This window comes from Streptomyces sp. 4F14, assembly GCF_048159485.1.
Taxonomy (GTDB): Bacteria; Actinomycetota; Actinomycetes; order Streptomycetales; family Streptomycetaceae; genus Streptomyces.
In genome coordinates this window covers 304874-323051 of record NZ_JBLRVY010000007.1, presented here as the reverse complement: position 1 = coordinate 323051, position 18178 = coordinate 304874, and the positions used below count along the sequence as shown (strand labels likewise).

15 protein-coding genes are annotated in these 18178 nt (G+C 71.1%); 2 read left to right on the top strand and 13 right to left on the bottom strand.

Annotated elements, in window-relative coordinates; all coding sequences use genetic code 11:
• Nucleotides 1–202: 202 nt before the first annotated feature.
• Complete coding sequence (gene fmt / locus ACLZOT_RS14870; protein ID WP_416969332.1) at nucleotides 203–1135, bottom strand: methionyl-tRNA formyltransferase; 933 nt, start codon at nucleotides 1133–1135, stop codon at nucleotides 203–205.
• 338 nt (nucleotides 1136–1473) lie between these two features.
• On the opposite strand from fmt, the gene ACLZOT_RS14865 reads away from it, so the two are divergent.
• Entirely contained in the window at nucleotides 1474–2019 is a 546-nt protein-coding gene (locus ACLZOT_RS14865; protein ID WP_416969331.1) for a hypothetical protein, read from the top strand.
• Nucleotides 2020–2571: 552 nt separating this feature from the next.
• Here ACLZOT_RS14865 and ACLZOT_RS14860 read toward each other — a convergent pair.
• Complete coding sequence (locus ACLZOT_RS14860; protein ID WP_416969330.1) at nucleotides 2572–4722, bottom strand: primosomal protein N'; 2151 nt, start codon at nucleotides 4720–4722, stop codon at nucleotides 2572–2574.
• A 101-nt stretch (nucleotides 4723–4823) separates the two neighbouring features.
• Between ACLZOT_RS14860 and ACLZOT_RS14855 the strand changes: the two genes are divergently transcribed.
• Nucleotides 4824–5489: a hypothetical protein gene (locus ACLZOT_RS14855; protein ID WP_416969329.1), complete on the top strand. Its 666-nt coding sequence runs from the start codon at nucleotides 4824–4826 to the stop codon at nucleotides 5487–5489.
• Between the two features lie 60 nt (nucleotides 5490–5549).
• Here the strand turns inward: ACLZOT_RS14855 and metK are convergent, their stop codons facing one another.
• From metK to ACLZOT_RS14800, 11 genes are all read right to left on the bottom strand, one after another.
• Nucleotides 5550–6758: a methionine adenosyltransferase gene (gene metK, locus ACLZOT_RS14850; RefSeq protein ID WP_416969328.1), complete on the bottom strand. Its 1209-nt coding sequence runs from the start codon at nucleotides 6756–6758 to the stop codon at nucleotides 5550–5552.
• 241 nt (nucleotides 6759–6999) lie between these two features.
• Nucleotides 7000–8217, bottom strand: a complete 1218-nt coding sequence (coaBC, locus tag ACLZOT_RS14845; RefSeq protein WP_416969327.1) for a bifunctional phosphopantothenoylcysteine decarboxylase/phosphopantothenate--cysteine ligase CoaBC — start codon at nucleotides 8215–8217, stop codon at nucleotides 7000–7002.
• A gap of 119 nt (nucleotides 8218–8336) precedes the next feature.
• A complete protein-coding gene (gene rpoZ / locus ACLZOT_RS14840; protein ID WP_010357929.1) occupies nucleotides 8337–8606 on the bottom strand; it encodes a DNA-directed RNA polymerase subunit omega in 270 nt (89 codons plus the stop codon).
• A gap of 52 nt (nucleotides 8607–8658) precedes the next feature.
• Nucleotides 8659–9252, bottom strand: coding sequence for a guanylate kinase (gene gmk / locus ACLZOT_RS14835; RefSeq protein ID WP_416969326.1), 594 nt, complete (start codon nucleotides 9250–9252; stop codon nucleotides 8659–8661).
• Nucleotides 9253–9311: 59 nt separating this feature from the next.
• Complete coding sequence (locus ACLZOT_RS14830; RefSeq protein WP_003977346.1) at nucleotides 9312–9635, bottom strand: integration host factor; 324 nt, start codon at nucleotides 9633–9635, stop codon at nucleotides 9312–9314.
• Nucleotides 9636–9882: 247 nt separating this feature from the next.
• On the bottom strand, nucleotides 9883–10719 hold the full coding sequence (gene pyrF, locus ACLZOT_RS14825; RefSeq protein ID WP_416969325.1) for an orotidine-5'-phosphate decarboxylase: 837 nt from the start codon (nucleotides 10717–10719) through the stop codon (nucleotides 9883–9885).
• On the bottom strand, nucleotides 10716–11816 hold the full coding sequence (locus ACLZOT_RS14820; protein WP_416969324.1) for a quinone-dependent dihydroorotate dehydrogenase: 1101 nt from the start codon (nucleotides 11814–11816) through the stop codon (nucleotides 10716–10718). The genes pyrF and ACLZOT_RS14820 overlap by 4 nt, the downstream gene beginning before the upstream one ends.
• A gap of 69 nt (nucleotides 11817–11885) precedes the next feature.
• A complete protein-coding gene (gene carB / locus ACLZOT_RS14815) occupies nucleotides 11886–15194 on the bottom strand; it encodes a carbamoyl-phosphate synthase large subunit (protein WP_416969323.1) in 3309 nt (1102 codons plus the stop codon).
• A complete protein-coding gene (gene carA / locus ACLZOT_RS14810; protein ID WP_416969322.1) occupies nucleotides 15187–16329 on the bottom strand; it encodes a glutamine-hydrolyzing carbamoyl-phosphate synthase small subunit in 1143 nt (380 codons plus the stop codon). The genes carB and carA overlap by 8 nt, the downstream gene beginning before the upstream one ends.
• Nucleotides 16326–16895, bottom strand: a complete 570-nt coding sequence (locus ACLZOT_RS14805) for a hypothetical protein (RefSeq protein WP_416969321.1) — start codon at nucleotides 16893–16895, stop codon at nucleotides 16326–16328. The genes carA and ACLZOT_RS14805 overlap by 4 nt, the downstream gene beginning before the upstream one ends.
• Entirely contained in the window at nucleotides 16892–18178 is a 1287-nt protein-coding gene (locus ACLZOT_RS14800) for a dihydroorotase (protein WP_416969320.1), read from the bottom strand. Before ACLZOT_RS14800 ends, ACLZOT_RS14805 begins: the two co-directional genes overlap by 4 nt.

The following is an 18178-nucleotide window of genomic DNA, read 5'->3' as shown; positions in this document are numbered from 1 at the left end:
ACGAAAAGGTGCTCCGGGTCATCAGAAGGTTCGGCACCAAGCGTACGCCGTACGCCAGCACCGCGAGCGGTCACGTCTGGCGCTCGGTCGCACGGTCGGCTGCTCGGCGCTCGGCGCTCGGCGAGCGTCTCCCCCGCCGGAGCCCCGGGCACTCTGCCGCGCCCGGTCGACCAGTTGCCCGGCGTCTCCCCCGCCCGGTCCCCTACCCGCCCAGCGTCTCCCCGTCCGCGCCCCGGACGCCGCGCGCCCAGTCCGCCGCGCGCATCGGCTTCTTCCCCTGTGCCTGGACCCACAGCAGTTCCACGGCGTACGACCCTGTCCCGACGTACACGTTGTTCTTCCCCACGGCCAGCTGGCCCGGCGCGAGGCCGCGCCGGTCGGGCAGCGGCGTCACCTGGATCAGCTTGAGGCGCTCGCCGCGGAAGGTGGTCCAGGCGCCGGGCGCGGGGGTGCAGCCGCGGACGACCCGGTCGACGCGCAGCGCCGGCGCCCGCCAGTCCACGCGCGCGTCCTCGACCGTGATCTTCGGGGCCAGCGAGACGCCCTCGCCGCTCTGCGGCACCGCGCCCAGGGTCCCGTCCTCGATGCCGTCCATCGTCGCCGCGAGCAGGCCCGCCCCGGCGAACGCGAGCCTCGTCAGAAGATCGCCGCTCGTGTCGGTGGGCCGCACCTCCTCGGTGACCGTCCCGTACACGGGCCCGGAGTCGAGGCCCTCCTCGATGAGGAACGTGGACGCGCCCGTGATCTCGTCCCCGGCCATGATCGAGTGCTGCACCGGCGCCGCGCCCCGCCAGGCCGGCAGCAGGGAGAAGTGCAGGTTGACCCACCCGCGCGCGGGCACGTCCAGCGCGACCTTCGGCAACAGGGCCCCGTACGCGACGACAGGACAGCAGTCCGGCCCGATCTCCCGCAGCCGCTCCAGGAACTCCGGCTCCCTCGGCCGCCCCGGCTTCAACACCTCGATCCCCGCCTCCATCGCCCGCTCCGCAACCGGCGACGCCACCAACCTGCGTCCCCGCCCCGCCGGCGCATCCGGCCGCGTCACCACGGCGACGACCTCATGCCGCCCCGACCCGATCAGAGCGTCCAGAGCGGGAACAGCGACCTCGGGGGTACCAGCGAAGACAAGCCTCATGGAAGGGCGAAACCTCTCGGGCGGAAGCGAAGACGACCAAGCACAGCAGTCTAGAAGCCGTACGGATACGACGCCCGCGTGCCCGCACGACGGGAGAAGCCCGTCCCTCCGGGCAGAGAGCCGCCGACGGCGAGTACGCCCCACAGGAGGGTCCAGCCTGTCAACGAACTGGAAACGGGCCGTGCGCGGGCGGGGAGCCCCCACGGCGAAGCCGAAGGCGAGCCGGGGGGCGTACGCATATGCCCATACGCCCCCACCCCGTGACCCGCGGAGCGAATCCGCGTTGGTCAAGAAAGAGTTGACCCCTATCTCTTAACGCCGGTTCGAGAGGCTTGTTCATGGCCGACCACGCAACCCACGACGCCCAGGCCCGGGCCAGCCTGCACTTGCTGGTGCGGGACATCGAGCGGGTCCGCCGCCAGGTGGACGCACTCCGCACCCTGACCGCCCAACTGGGCAACGTCTACCGCCCCCGCCGCTCCGGCCCCTCCACGGGCTTCGTGGTCTACGGCCGCGCCCCCGCCCCCACCGTCCGCCTCGCCCAGGAACTCCGGGACAGCGTGGAGACGCTGGTGACGGCGGCCGTGGAGTTCGACCGCTCCCTCGGCTTCTCCTGGGACGCGGTCGGCTCGGCCCTCGGGGTCACGAAGCAGGCGGTCCACCGCCGCTACGGCGCCCGCCGCGCCACCCCCCAGACGGCCACGGACACGGACCTCACCGACCCCACAGGCGCCCACCCCCTGAACGTCAACGTCGGCACCGGCATCTCCACCGTCCCCACAGTCCCAGCGGCCCGCTCCATGCCGACCCAGCCCACAGCAGGCAGCCCCTCCCTCCAGGACACCCCCCGCCCCACCCCCTTCCCAAGCCCCCGCAACGGCTGACTCCCACCCACACCCTGCCCTCTCGCCCGACCACGAGAGGGCAGCGGCATACCCCCACAACAACTCACCCCACCCAACCACGGCGCCCCCCCCACCCGCACCCACTCCACTCAGCCCACATAACCGCGGACGGCCGCCACACCTCCCCCACCCGTCCACCCAGCTGCGAGCAGTAGTGCCGCACCCCCACCCAGCTAGAGGCACTCGCACCGCACCCCGACCCCACCCCACCCCGCTCACCCAGCTACGGGCAGTCGTGCGCACCCCCACCCACCCCACCCGGCTCACCCCGCCCACCCAGCTGCGGGCAGTCTCGTACGCACCCCCACCCAGCTCACCCTGCTCACCCAGCTGCGGGCAGTCGTGCCTCCCCCAGTGCCTCTAAGGGCCTGGGAGGTACCCCCATGGGGCGGCACGGGTGGGCGCAGCGGCACCCCGCAAGCGCGGGCAAGCGACACGCCCCCCACCCCAGCCCCCACCGAACCCGCACCCGCCCCACCACCGCCACCCCCTCCCCCCACCCACCGAACCCGCACCCAACCCCCACCCACCTCACCCAATATCCGGCGGATCGATCCGCACCCAAACCCGCCCCGCCTCCCCCCCACCCCCCCGAGCCATCCGCGCAGCCTGCGCCGCCTTCAACGCCGAGGCCAACGCCCCACCCCGCCCCGGCGGCACCCGCACCAACGCCCGCTCCCACCGCTCCCCCGGCGGCGGCCCCCCCACCCTCCGAGGCCGCCCGACAGGCGTGACCGGCACCGGAACAGGCCCCAACACCTCAGCCTCAGCGGGAAGTTGAGCAACGGCGAGGAACCCGGCGACAGCCTCGGCGCTCCCGGCCACCGCCGCCATCCGGGAAACCGGCGGAAACCCCAACTCCGCCCGCTCGGCCAGCTCCCGAACCGCATGCCCCACGGGATCCCACCGCACCAACGCCTGCACAGCCCGCAAGGTCGGCTCGGCAACCACGACGACGGTCCCCCCCTCCCCCTGCCCCCGCACCAGCGCCGCCGCCCCGATCCACCGCCGCAACGCCTCCTCCCCGGCCCGCAGATCGGGCCGCCCGAGCATGGCCCACCCGTCGAGCAGCAGGGCAGCCGCGTACCCCCCGTCGGCAACGGGCTCGGCCCCCGGCGTACTGACGACAAGCGCGGGCACCCCCGACACCGTGTCGAGCACCTGCTCCCGCCCGGACGTCCGCACGGGCACCGCGGGAAACGCCCGCCCCAACTCCTCGGCGGTCCGCCGAGCCCCCACGACCTGCGCCCGCAACCGCACGCCCCCGCACGAGGGACAGCTCCACCCCGCTTCCCCCCGCCCGCACCACCCGCACGAGAGCCCACCCCCGTCGACCCCCTCCAAGGGCCCGGCACAGTGCCGGCACCGAGCAGGCTCACGACACTGCGCGCAGGCCATCCGAGGCACGTACCCCCGCCGAGGCACCTGCACGAGCACGGGCCCCGACTTCAGCCCCTCCCGCACGGCCTGCCAGGCGAGCGTAGGCAGCCGGGCAGCCCGAGCCGCCTCGTCCCGCGCGAGATCCTGATCCCCCACGGTCCGCACGAGCGGCGCGGCGACCCGCACCTGCTCCCGCCGAGCGACGATCGGCCGAGCCCACCCACTCTCGACAAGCTGCGCGGCCTCGACGGTGCAGCTCCAACTCCCCAGCAGGAACCCGCACTTCTCCTGAGCGGCCCGCAGCAACAGCACATCCCGCACATGAGGCTGCGGAGCATGCGGTTCGCTGTGGCTCCCGTCCCCGTCGTCCCACACGACGACCAGCCCCAGATCCCGCACAGGCGCGAACATCGCGGCCCGGGTCCCCACGACAGCCCGCACACTCCCGCGCGACACGGCGAGCCACTCCCGGTACCGCTTCTCGGGCCCGGCGTCGGCGGTCAGCACGGCATGCCGCCCCTCCCCCAGCACCCGCCCCAACGCGGCATCGACACGCCCCACGGCCCGCCCGTCGGGTACGACGACGAGGGCCCCCCGCCCCGAAGCGAGCGTGGCCCCGACAGCCCGAGCCACCTCCTCGCTCCAAGCACCCCCCGGCAGCGCGTTCCACACGGCCCGCGGCACCCCGCCCCGCCCCAGCGCCTCGACGAACGCGGCCCCGTTCTCGTACCGCTCCCAAGTCCCCGGCGACGGCATCGCGGGAGCCGGCAACGCCGCGGGGGAAGCCTTCTGCTCGGCCCGGGCACTGCGCGGCGGGACGGCGAGCTGGACGACATCGGCAAGGCTCCCGGCGTACCGATCGGCGACCCCCCGGGTGAGCGCCAACAGCTCGGGCCCCAGCACGACTTCGGGCGACACGACCTGCGCGAGCGCGGCCAACGGCCCGGAGTACTCGGACCGGGCGACCCGCTCGACCAGAAACCCGTCGATCAGCCCACCCCCCTCCCGCCGCCCGTCCCGCACCTTCCCCCGCCCGGCCCCGAACCGCACCCTCACCCGCACCCCCGGCTGAGCCACCGCGTCCAACTCGGCAGGCACCGCGTAATCAAACAGCCGATCCAGATGCAACACCCCCTTGTCCACCAGGACCCGAGCCACAGGCAGCTCCCCCGCCAACGCGGCCCCCCGCCACGTCCCCGGCTTGGCCCGCCCCCCCTTGGCCTTCTTCACCCCCTCCCGCATGAACGCCAACTGCTCAGCCCCCACCTCGCCCCCGCTCCCCGACCCGTCAACACTGCTCACACCCTCATAAATACCAAACCCCACTGACAACGCCCGCCGACCAGCCACCCGAGCCGATCACGGCGATTCCGTTTCCCGGGGAGAGGCGGTTGGATGACCGGATGACCGCACACGACGTCGCCCTGCGTCTGCCCGATATCACCGCGCTGCGTGACCACTGCCGCTCGCTGGCCGTACTGGAAGCGATCCTGAGCCCCGCGTGGGGAGACCGCTGGCACTCCTTCGACACGAACTGGTCGGAGACCGAGGAGGCGGCGATGATGCGCAACGGTTCGGGGGACGAGTACTCCATCGTCTTCTCCCCGGCCGGCGCCTATCTGCGCGGCTTCGCCCATGAGTCGCCCATGACCCCGTACGGGAACGACGGTCCCTGGCCCGGTGTCCTCGACGAGGTCCCGGAGGTCTTCGCCCCCTATGTCGACGAGCCCGCGTTCAGCGACGAGGACGGCATGCCCGTCGTCACCGTCTGCCTGTGGCGGCGGACCGGCGACGAGGGCTGGTCGGCGGGCGCCATCGACTTCCCGGAGTCCTTCGACAGGGACCCGGACGGCGCCACGTCCCTGTTCGCGCTGCTGACGGACCGCGGCGCGGAGGCGTTCCAGGAGTGGGCGCAGGACTACTACGAGACCGAAGTGGACCTGGCGGCGATACGCCACGTCCTCGCCTCGCGTCCGCTGACCGAGGACGTCGTCACCCGGCTGAACCCCGAGGCGAGCCTCTCCGCCCTGGCCAAGGAGCTGGCCGGGGCCGGTTACCCGCGCGCGTGAAACGCACCGAGGCCCGGCGTTCCTCTCCAGGAACCCCGGGCCTCGCGAGTACAGCCGGGACTACAGGCCCGCGGCCTTCTTCAGCGCCTCCACCCGGTCCGTCCGCTCCCACGTGAAGTCGGGCAGCTCCCGGCCGAAGTGACCGTACGCCGCGGTCTGCGCGTAGATCGGCCGCAGCAGGTCGAGGTCACGGATGATCGCGGCCGGACGCAGGTCGAAAACCTCGTCGATGGCCTTCTCGATCCGGTCGGTGTCCACCTTGTGCGTACCGAACGTCTCGACGAACAGACCGACGGGCTCGGCCTTGCCGATCGCGTACGCGACCTGGACCTCGCAGCGCGAGGCGAGCCCCGCCGCCACGACGTTCTTCGCGACCCACCGCATCGCGTACGCCGCCGAGCGGTCGACCTTGGACGGGTCCTTGCCCGAGAACGCGCCGCCGCCGTGACGGGCGAACCCGCCGTACGTGTCGATGATGATCTTCCGGCCGGTCAGACCCGCGTCGCCCATCGGGCCGCCGATCTCGAAACGCCCGGTCGGGTTGACCAGCAGACGGTAGTTCTCCGTGTCGAGCTTGATGCCCTCGTCGAGCAGCGCCTTCAGCTCGACCTCCACGACGAACTCGCGGATGTCGGGCGCGAGGAGGGACTCCAGGTCGATGTCGGAGGCGTGCTGCGAGGAGACCACGACCGTGTCGAGGCGGACGGCCTTGTCACCGTCGTACTCGATGGTGACCTGGGTCTTCCCGTCGGGGCGCAGGTAGGGGATGGTCCCGTTCTTGCGGACGTCCGACAGACGCTTCGAGAGACGGTGCGCGAGGAAGATCGGCAGCGGCATCAGCGTCGGCGTCTCGTCGGACGCGTAGCCGAACATCAGACCCTGGTCACCGGCACCCTGCTTGTCGAGCTCGTCCTCATCGCCCTCGACGCGGGACTCGTAGGCCGTGTCGACACCCTGCGCGATGTCCGGGGACTGCGCGCCGATGGACACGGAGACGCCGCAGGACGCGCCGTCGAAGCCCTTCTTCGACGAGTCGTAGCCGATCTCCAGGATCTTCTCCCGCACCAGCTGCGGGATCGGCGCGTACGCCTGGGTGGTGACCTCACCGGCGACATGCACCAGGCCGGTGGTGATCAGCGTCTCGACGGCCACGCGGGACGTGGGGTCCTCGCGCAGCAGCGCGTCGAGAATCGTGTCGCTGATCTGGTCAGCGATCTTGTCGGGGTGACCTTCGGTCACGGACTCCGAGGTGAACAGGCGACGGGACACAACGCTCCCTGTGGTTGCAGCGGCTGCTGGCTGATCATTGGCGGACCCGCCGGGAGCTGCGCCCGGAGTGGTCCGGGAACAGCTTATCGGTCGTGCCTCGCCACCGGCCCACCTGTCTCGCCTCTCGGGAGCGCCGTGAGCTGCGGCACAGGCATTCTGACCGATGCCTGCCGAGCTTGACCAGAGCCGCCGCTCCCGAACCGTGCGAGTCTCCAGTGGTTCCGGGCTGCGCATCCAAGCGTCATTCGAGGCGCCGCGTCACCAGGTCCCACACGATTTCGGCCAGGTTCTCCTTGGGCCCGTGGGGTACGGCGGTCTCGCTGCCGTCGGCGCCCAGGACGACCGCCTCGTTCTCCTCGGAGCCGAAGGTACGGCGCTCCCCCACCTCGTTCACGACCAGCAGATCGCACCCCTTGCGGGCGAGTTTCGCGCGCCCGTTGGCGAGGACGTCGTCGGTCTCGGCGGCGAAGCCGACGATCACCTGGCCGGGGCGGGCGCGGTGCTGGGAGATCTCCGCGAGAATGTCCGGATTCCGCACGAGAACGATGGGCTCCGGTTCCTGGCCGTCCTTCTTCTTGATCTTCCCGGCCGCGTAGGTCCCCGGCCGGAAGTCCGCGACGGCCGCCGCCATCACGACCGCGTCAGCGTCCGTTGCGTGTTTCAGCACCGCCTCCCGCATCTGGACGGCCGTCCCGACGGGGACGACGTCGACGCCGGCCGGGTCGGGCAGGCTCGCGTTCGCCGCGATCAGCGTGACGCGGGCGCCGCGCGCCGCCGCCGTACGCGCGAGGGCGTAGCCCTGTTTGCCGGAGGAGCGGTTGCCGAGGAAGCGGACGGGGTCGAGGGGCTCGCGGGTGCCGCCGGCGGTGATGAGGACGTGCCGCCCGGCGAGGTCGGGTTCACGCACCCCGCGGGCCAGACTGTGCCTTTTCAGAACATTCCGGCAGACCTCGAAGATCTCGGCCGGGTCGGGGAGGCGGCCCTTGCCGGTGTCGACGCCGGTCAGGCGGCCGACGGCGGGTTCGATGACGACGGCTCCGCGCCGGCGCAGCGTCGCCACGTTCTCCTGCGTCGCCGGGTGTTCCCACATCTCCGTGTGCATCGCGGGCGCGAAGACGACGGGGCAGCGGGCCGTGAGAAGCGTGTTGGTGAGAAGGTCGTCGGCGAGGCCGTGGGCGGCCTTGGCGAGCATGTCGGCGGTGGCGGGGGCGACGACGACGAGGTCGGCGCCCTGGCCGATCCGGACGTGCGGCACCTCGTGGACGTCGTCCCAGACCTCCGTGGAGACCGGGTGGCCGGAGAGCGCGGACCAGGTCGCGGCGCCGACGAAGTGCAGCGCCGAGGCGGTGGGCACGACCCGCACGTCATGGCCCGACTCGGTGAGTCTGCGCAGCAGCTCGCACGCCTTGTACGCGGCGATGCCCCCGCTGACCCCCAGGACGACCTTGGGCTTGTCCACCGTCACTCCCCACTCCCCGAACCGATCTCGGAAACCCGTACGACCCCATGACACACCACAGGCCCGGCAATGTGCTTGCCGGGCCTGTGGATAAGTCAGTCGCGAACTGACGATCGTACTTACGCCGGGTCCGGAACGGCCTCGGACGTCAGCAGACCCGCGTTGATCTCGCGCAGCGCGATCGACAGCGGCTTCTCGTGGACGTGCGTGTCGACGAGGGGACCGACGTACTCCAGGAGGCCCTCACCGAGCTGCGAGTAGTACGCGTTGATCTGACGGGCGCGCTTGGCCGCGTAGATCACGAGGCTGTACTTCGAGTCCGTGGCTTCGAGGAGCTCGTCGATCGGAGGGTTGATGATGCCCTCGGGCGCGGAGATGGAAGAGGACACGCTCTACCTTCCGTGGATGGGAGAAATCTCAGATTGTCTGTGACCGTAACGGTCACACCACATCCATCAAGGCTAGCAGCTCACGCGCCACATCCTCGACAGAGGTGTTGACCAGCGTCTCGTCGAACTCCGGCTCGGCCGCGAGTTCGATCTTGGCGGCGTCGAGGCGGCGCTCGATCACGTCGGGCGCCTCGGTGCCGCGGCCGGTGAGCCGGCGCACCAGCTCCTCCCAGGAGGGCGGCGCGAGGAACACGAGCTGGGCGTCCGCCATGGACTCGCGGACCTGCCGGGCACCCTGGAGGTCGATCTCCAGGAGCACCGGCTCGCCGTTCTCCAGCCGCTCCAGCACGGCCGCGCGGGGCGTGCCGTAGCGGTTGCCGGCGAACTCGGCCCATTCGAGCAGTTCGCCGTTGGCGATCAGCTTGTCCATCTCGTCGTCGCCGACGAAGAAGTAGTGGACACCGTGCTGTTCACCCGGGCGGGGCTTGCGGGTCGTCGCCGACACCGACAGCCACACCTCCGGGTGGGCCTTGCGCATATGGGCGACGACCGTGCTCTTGCCGACCCCTGAGGGGCCGGAGAGCACGGTCAGCCGCGGACGTACGTCCGGGGGCTCGGGGGTCGTCCCCCGGAATGTTGCAGCCATGCAGCGATTATTCCAGCAATCCCGGAGTCTCCGGGACGCCCTGTCCGGCGGCGCCGGGATCAGGAACCGGTGCTGCCGAACTCACGCTCCAGGGAAGCGATCTGGTTGGAGCCGAGGCCGCGCACGCGGCGGCTCTCGGAGATGCCGAGTCGCTCCATGATCTGCTTGGCGCGGACCTTGCCCACGCCGGGCAGCGACTCCAGCAGGGCGGAGACCTTCATCTTGCCGATGACGTCGTTCTCCTGGCCCTGCTTGATGACCTCGTGCAGGGAGGCGCCGGAGTGCTTGAGTCGATTCTTGACCTCGGCCCGCTCCCGGCGAGCCGCGGCGGCCTTTTCGAGCGCGGCTGCGCGCTGTTCGGGGGTAAGGGGCGGAAGAGCCACGCCTACGTCACCTCGGATGTCGAACTGTCGGATACGGACCGGTGAGGAACCTAGTCGCCCCACACCTGGCGAGCGACGAGCAACACGCTTGCCCGTTCACTCTCCGTCGGAGACTAGCGGCCAACTCCGCCTGAGTCAGCGAGAACAGCGGAAAAGTCCTGGTCAGCCTCTACGGGACCGGACATATGCCGCAAAACTCCCCGGATTTGAGACTGTATCCATCCTCAAGTCGGCGAGAACCGGCCGGTCAGGCCGACCCCACCGCCTCCCGGACCTCCCCGGAAATCCGGTCCGCGGCCTCCCGCAGCGCCTTCACGTCGGGTCCGAACCGCAGCACTCCCCGGCTCACGTTCGGCACGACCCGCGAAACGGCACTGCCGAACACCCGAGGCAGATCGGCGGGAGTGGCCCCCTGAGCCCCCACCCCCGGCGCCAGCAGAGCGCCCCCCATGTCGAGGTCGTACGACGAGAGGTCACCGAGGGTCGCCCCGACGACCGCCCCGAAGGACCCGAGCGGCTCTTCCCCGGCGTTCTCGGCCCTCAGGTGCGCCAGCATGGTCGCCGCGACGTTCACCCCGTCCGAGCGGACCGCGTGCTGGACCTCGCCGCCCTCGGGGTTGGAGGTCAGCGCGAGGACGAACAGCCCGCACCCGTGCTCGCGCGCGAGGGAGACGGCGGGCGCGAGGGAGCCGTACCCGAGATACGGCGAGACGGTCAGCGCGTCGGAGAACAGGGGCGAGCCCGGGGAGAGGAACGCCTCGGCGTACGCGGCCATGGTGGAGCCGATGTCCCCGCGCTTGGCGTCCATGAGGACCAGCGCGCCCGCCTCGCGCGCCTCGGCGACGGACTTCTCCAGGACGGCGACGCCCCGGGACCCGAACCGCTCGAAGAACGCGCTCTGCGGCTTCAGGACGGCGACCCGGTCCGCGACCGCCTCGACGACGGTACGGCTGAACCGTTCGAGCCCGGCGACGTCGTCGCTCAGCCCCCACTCGGCGAGCAGCGAGGCGTGCGGGTCGATGCCCACGCACAGGGGACCCCGCTCGTCCATCGCCCGCCGCAGCCGCGTACCGAAGGTGCTCATGCCGTCTTCCTCACGTCGGCGCCGACCGCGTCGGCGAGGCTGGTGTACGGGCTCGTGCGCAGGCGCGCGGCGAGCCCCTTGTGGATCGCGCGGGTCCAGAAGGGCCCCTGGTAGATGAACGCGCTGTAGCCCTGGACGAGGGTCGCGCCCGCGAGGATCCGCTCCCAGACGTCCTCGGCGCTCTCGACGCCCCCGACGCCCACCAGGGTGATCCGGTCGCCCACACGCGCGTACAGGCGCCTCAGGACCTCCAGGGAGCGCTCCTTGAGGGGCGCTCCGGAGAGCCCGCCGGTCTCGGCGGTCAGTGCAGTCCCGGAAAGCAGCCCTTCGCGCGCGATGGTCGTGTTGGTCGCGATGATCCCGTCGAGACCCAGTTCGACGGCGAGATCGGCCACCGCGTCGACGTCGTCGTCCGCGAGGTCCGGCGCGATCTTCACCAACAGCGGCACGTGCCGCCCGGGAACGACCCGGTCGGCCGCCTCGCGCACGGCGGCGAGAAGCGGTCGCAAGTGATCAACGGCTTGCAGATTCCGCAGGCCCGGCGTGTTGGGCGAGGACACGTTGACGACCAGGTAGTCGGCGTACGGCGCGAGGCGCTCGGCGGACTTCACGTAGTCCCCGGCGGCCTCCGCCTCCGGTACGACCTTGGTCTTGCCGATGTTGACGCCGACGACCGTCCTGAACACGGCCTCCCGGGACGCGAGGCGCGCGGCGACGCGCAGGGAGCCGTCGTTGTTGAAGCCCATGCGGTTGATCAGCGCGCGGTCGGGCACCAGCCGGAACAGCCGCTTCTTCGGGTTGCCGTCCTGCGCCTCCCCGGTGACGGTCCCGATCTCGACGTGGTCGAACCCCAGCATCGCCATCCCGTCGACCGCGACGGCGTTCTTGTCGAAACCGGCGGCCAGCCCGAACGGCCCGTGCATCCGCAGTCCGAACGCCTCGGTGCGCAGTTCCTTGAAGCGGGGGGCGAGCGCGGCGGCGATGAACGTCCGCAGCACCGGCACGCGCGCGGCGAGACGGATCCACCGGAAGGCCAGGTGGTGGGCCTTCTCGGGGTCCATGCCCTGGAAGATCAGTCGGAAGAACAGGTTGTACATAACTCCCCAGAGGGTCCCCATAAGGAGGGGGACACCGTTCCCGGTGTCCCCCTGTGGCTGCCTTGGCTGCTAGTCCCGTGCCGCTGTCAGATGCTCGGCGTGTTCCTGGAGCGAGCGCACGCCCACGCCCCCGTGGTTGAGCGCGTCGATGCCCTGGACGGCCGCGGCGAGCGCCTGGACGGTCGTCAGGCAGGGCACGGACCGCGCGACGGCGGCCGTACGGATCTCGTAGCCGTCGAGGCGGCCGCCGGTGCCGTACGGGGTGTTGACGATGAGGTCGACCTCGCCGTCGTGGATGAGCTGGACGATCGTCTTCTCGCCGGCCGGGCCCTCGCCCTCGCTGAGCTTGCGGACGATGGTCGCGTTGATGCCGTTGCGCTTGAGGACCTCGGCCGTGCCGGAGGTGGCGAGGAGCTCGAAGCCGTGGGCGACGAGTTCACGGGCCGGGAAGATCATCGAGCGCTTGTCGCGGTTGGCGACGGAGATGAACGCGCGGCCCTTGGTGGGCAGCGGGCCGTAGGCGCCCGCCTGCGACTTGGCGTAGGCCGTGCCGAAGACGGAGTCGATGCCCATGACCTCGCCGGTGGAGCGCATCTCCGGGCCGAGGACCGTGTCGACGCCCCGGCCGTGGATGTCGCGGAACCGCGACCACGGCATGACGGCCTCCTTGACGGAGATCGGCGCGTCCATGGGCAGCTCGCCGCCGTCCCCGCGCGCGGGCAGCAGCCCTTCGGCGCGCAGTTCGGCGACGGTCGCGCCCAGGGAGATCCGGGCGGCGGCCTTGGCGAGCGGCACGGCGGTCGCCTTGGAGGTGAAGGGGACCGTGCGGGAGGCGCGCGGGTTGGCCTCCAGGACGTACAGGATGTCCCCGGCCATCGCGAACTGGATGTTGATCAGACCGCGGACGCCGACGCCCTTCGCGATGGCCTCCGTGGAGGTACGCAGGCGCTTGATGTCGAACCCGCCCAGCGTGATGGGGGGCAGCGCGCACGCCGAGTCGCCGGAGTGGATGCCGGCCTCCTCGATGTGCTCCATGACGCCGCCGAGGTACAGCTCCTCGCCGTCGTACAGGGCGTCCACGTCGATCTCGATCGCGTCGTCCAGGAACCGGTCGACGAGGACCGGCCGCGAGGGGCTGATCTCGGTCGACTCGGCGATGTAGGACTCCAGGCGCGTCTCGTCGTAGACGATCTCCATGCCGCGCCCGCCCAGGACGTACGAGGGGCGGACCAGGACCGGGTAGCCGATCTCGTCGGCGATGGCCTTGGCGCCCGCGAAGGTGGTCGCCGTGCCGTGCTTGGGGGCCGGGAGGCCCGCGTCGGCGAGGACCTGCCCGAAGGCGCCCCGGTCCTCGGCGGCGTGGATCGCCTCGGGGGGTGTGCCGACGATCGGTACGCCGTTGTCCTTGAGGGCCTGGGCGAGGCCCAGCGGGGTCTGCCCGCCGAGCTGGACGACGACGCCCGCGACGGGGCCGGCCTGCGTCTCCGCGTGGACGATCTCCAGGACGTCCTCCAGGGTGAGCGGCTCGAAGTAGAGCCGGTCGGAGGTGTCGTAGTCGGTGGAGACGGTCTCGGGGTTGCAGTTGACCATCACGGTCTCGTACCCGGCGTCGGACAGCGCGAAGGAGGCGTGGACGCAGGAGTAGTCGAACTCGATGCCCTGGCCGATGCGGTTGGGCCCGGAGCCGAGGATGATGACGGCCGGCTTCTCGCGCGGGGCGACCTCGGTCTCCTCGTCGTAGGACGAGTAGAAGTACGGGGTCCTCGCGGCGAACTCGGCGGCGCAGGTGTCGACCGTCTTGTAGACCGGGCGGATGCCGAGCGCGTGCCGCACCTCGCGGACGACGTCCTCGCGCAGGCCCCGGATCTCGGCGATCTGCTGGTCGGAGAAGCCGTGCCGCTTGGCCTCGGCGAGCAGCTCCGCGGTGAGTTCGGGGGCCTCGGCCAGCTCGTCGGCGGTCTCCTTGATCAGGAAGAGCTGGTCGACGAACCAGGGGTCGATCTTGGTGTACTCGAAGACCTCCTCGGGCGTGGCGCCCGCGCGGATGGCCTCCATGACGGTGTTGATCCGGCCGTCGGTGGGGCGTACGGACGCCTCCAGCAGCTCGGTCTTGTCGCCCGTCTCGCCGACGAACGTGAACTGCGAGCCCTTCTTCTCCAGCGAGCGCAGCGCCTTCTGGAACGCCTCGGTGAAGTTGCGGCCGATGGCCATGGCCTCGCCGACCGACTTCATGGTGGTCGTGAGGGTCGAGTCGGCCTGCGGGAACTTCTCGAACGCGAACCGGGGGGCCTTGACGACGACGTAGTCGAGCGTCGGCTCGAAGGACGCCGGGGTCTCCTGCGTGATGTCGTTCGGGATCTCGTCGAGGGTGTAGCCGACGGCGAGCTTCGCGGCGATCTTGGCGATCGGGAAGCCGGTCGCCTTGGAGGCGAGGGCGCTCGACCGGGACACGCGCGGGTTCATCTCGATGACGATGACCCGGCCGTCGACGGGGTTGACCGCGAACTGGATGTTGCAGCCGCCCGTGTCGACGCCGACCTCGCGGATGATCGCGATACCGATGTCCCGCAGGATCTGGTACTCGCGGTCGGTCAGCGTCATCGAGGGCGCCACCGTGATCGAGTCGCCCGTGTGGACGCCCATCGGGTCGAAGTTCTCGATGGAGCAGACGACCACGACGTTGTCGTTCTTGTCGCGCATCAGCTCAAGCTCGTACTCCTTCCACCCGAGGATGGACTCCTCAAGGAGCACCTCGGTGGTCGGGGAGAGCGTGAGGCCCTGTCCGGCGATGCGGCGCAGTTCCTCCTCGTCGTGCGCGAACCCCGAACCGGCGCCGCCCATGGTGAAGGAGGGGCGGACGACGACGGGGTAGCCGCCGAGGGTGTCGACGCCCGCGAGGACGTCGTCCATGGAGTGGCAGATCACCGAGCGGGCGGACTCGCCGTACCCGGTCTTCGCGCGGACGGCCTCGACGACGCCCTTGAACAGGTCGCGGTCCTCGCCCTTGTTGATCGCCTCGACATTGGCGCCGATCAGCTCCACGCCGTACTTCTCCAGCACACCCTGCTCGTGCATGGAGATCGCGGTGTTGAGGGCCGTCTGGCCACCGAGGGTCGGCAGCAGGACGTCCGGGCGCTCCTTGGCGATGATCTTCTCGACGAACTCGGGGGTGATCGGCTCGACGTACGTCGCGTCGGCGATCTCCGGGTCGGTCATGATCGTCGCCGGGTTGGAGTTGACCAGGATGACCCTGAGGCCCTCGGCGCGCAGGACGCGGCACGCCTGGGTGCCGGAGTAGTCGAACTCGGCGGCCTGGCCGATGACGATCGGGCCGGAGCCGATGACCAGGACGGACTGGATATCGGTGCGCTTAGGCACGCTGGCCCTCCAAGAGGCTGACGAAGCGGTCGAACAGGTAGGCGGCGTCGTGCGGGCCCGCTGCCGCTTCGGGGTGGTACTGGACGGAGAAGGCGGGCTGGTCGAGCAGTCGCAGCCCCTCCACCACGTCGTCGTTCAGGCACACGTGGGAGACCTCGGCACGCCCGAAGGGGGTCTCGCTGACCCGGTCGAGCGGCGCGTCGACGGCGAAACCGTGGTTGTGCGCGGTGACCTCGACCTTGCCGGTCGTGCGGTCCTGGACGGGCTGGTTGATGCCCCGGTGGCCGTACTTCAGCTTGTAGGTGCCGAAGCCGAGGGCGCGGCCGAGGATCTGGTTGCCGAAGCAGATGCCGAACAGCGGCGTCCTGCGCGCGAGGACGGCCGTCATGAGGGCGACGGGGCCTTCGGCGGTGGCGGGGTCGCCGGGGCCGTTGGAGAAGAACACGCCGTCCGGGTTGACGGCGTACACGTCCGCCTCGGTGGCCGTGGCCGGCAGGACGTGCACCTCGATGCCGCGCTCGGCCATGCGGTGCGGGGTCATGCCCTTGATGCCGAGGTCGATCGCGGCGACGGTGAAGCGCTTCTCGCCGATCGCGGGGACGACGTACGCCTCCTTGGTGGCGACCTCCTCGTACAGGCTCAGGCCCTTCATCGGGGCCTGCTCCTGCACGCGCGCGACGAGGTCGAACTCCGGTGCGATCGTCGCACCGGAGAAGATCCCGGCGCGCATCGAGCCGCGTTCGCGCAGGTGGCGGGTGAGGGCGCGGGTGTCGATCCCGGAGATGCCCACGACGTTCTGCGCCACCAGTTCAGCGTCGAGCGAACGCTCGGCACGCCAGTTGGAGGGCACGCGCGCGGGGTCGCGGACGACGTAGCCGGAGACCCAGATGCGGGACGACTCGTCGTCCTCGTCGTTCCAGCCCGTGTTGCCGATCTGGGGGGCGGTCGCGACCACGATCTGGCGGTCGTACGACGGGTCGGTCAGGGTCTCCTGGTAGCCGGTCATGCCGGTGGAGAACACCGCTTCGCCGAAGGTCTCCCCCACGGCCCCGTAGGCGCGGCCGCGGAAGACCCGGCCGTCCTCCAGGACGAGTACGGCGGGGACCTTGCTGGTCCCCCTGGTGGAGGTCGTCATCGTTCGGCGCCTTCCGTCTGGTTGTTCTTGATCATGGAGTTGATGGCCTCGACCCAGTCGGTGTGCTCGGCCGCGTGGTCGGAGCGGAAACCGGAGTCGATCAGCTTGTCGCCGTGCGCCCAGGTCACCACGAGGAGCCCGCCCTCGCTGAGGACCTTGCCCGCGATGCCCTTGCCGAGCAGCGCCTCGCGCAGGGCGTCGGCCGGCACGAAGAAGTCGGCCGCGCCCGGCCGTACGACGTCCAGCCCGGCGTCCGTCAGGGTCAGCTCGACCCTGCTGCGGGTGCCCAGGCCGTGGGCGACGATGCGGTCCAGCCACTGACCGGCGGTGGTGGAGCCGTGGTAGCGGCCGGTCATGGTCAGTTTCGGCTCACCGGGCTCGTCCGGCGCGGTGGGCAGCTCCGGCAGGTCGCTCTGGAGCGTGCCGCGCCACTTCCAGCCCTCGCGCATCAGCCAGTAGACGAGCGCGACGAAGAGTCCGAGTCCGACGACCCAGCCGATCCGCGCGGCCCAGTCCGTCACCGGGGCCGACTCCTTGCCGGCCGCGATCAGTAGTGCAGATGTCACGTGAGCTTCCCGTCGACGAGCGTGGCCTTGCCCCGCAGCCACGTGTGCGTCACGCGGCCCGGCAGCTCACGCCCCTCGTACGGGGTGTTCCGGCTGCGCGAGGCGAAGCCCGCGGGGTCCACGGACCCACGGTATGCCGTGTCGACGAGCGTGAGGTTGGCGGGCTCACCTGCCGAGACGGGGCGGCCGTGCCCACTCGCCCGGCCGATCTCGGCCGGTTTGGACGACATGCGCTCGGCGACCCCGGCCCAGTCCAGCAGGCCCGTCTCCACCATGGTCTCCTGCACCACTGACAACGCGGTCTCCAGGCCGACCATCCCCATCGCGGCGGCGGCCCACTCGCAGTCCTTGTCCTCGTGCGGGTGGGGCGCGTGGTCGGTGGCGACGATGTCGATCGTGCCGTCGGCGAGGGCCTCGCGCAGCGCGAGGACGTCCCGCTCGGTGCGCAGCGGCGGGTTGACCTTGTAGACCGGGTTGTACGACCGGACCAGCTCGTCGGTGAGCAGGAGGTGGTGCGGGGTGACCTCGGCGGTGACGTCGATGCCGCGGGACTTGGCCCAGCGGACGATCTCGACGGACCCGGCGGTCGACAGGTGGCAGATGTGCACGCGCGAGCCGACGTGCTCGGCGAGCAGCACGTCCCGCGCGATGATCGACTCCTCGGCGACCGCGGGCCAGCCCCCGAGCCCGAGTTCGGCGGAGACGACGCCTTCGTTCATCTGGGCGCCCTCGGTGAGCCGGGGCTCCTGCGCGTGCTGCGCGACGACCCCGCCGAACGCCTTCACGTACTCCAGCGCGCGGCGCATGATCACCGCGTCGTCGACGCACTTGCCGTCGTCGGAGAAGACGGTCACGCCGGCCGCCGACTCGTGCATCGCGCCCAGCTCGGCGAGCTTCTTGCCCTCCAGGCCGACGGTGACCGCGCCGATGGGCTGGACGTCGCAGTAGCCGTGCTCCCGGCCGAGCCGGTACACCTGCTCGACGACGCCGGCCGTGTCGGCGACGGGGAAGGTGTTGGCCATGGCGAAGACGGCCGTGTAGCCGCCGGAGGCCGCCGCGCGCGTGCCCGTCAGCACGGTCTCGGAGTCCTCGCGGCCGGGCTCGCGCAGGTGGGTGTGGAGGTCGACGAGGCCGGGCAGCAGCACCTTGCCGTCGGCCTCGACGACCTCGGCGCCCTCGGCGGACAGGCCCGTGCCGACTTCGGCGATCGTGTCCCCGTCGATCAGGACGTCCTGCGGCTCGCCGCCGAGCACCTTCGCACCACGGATCAGGATCTTGCTCAT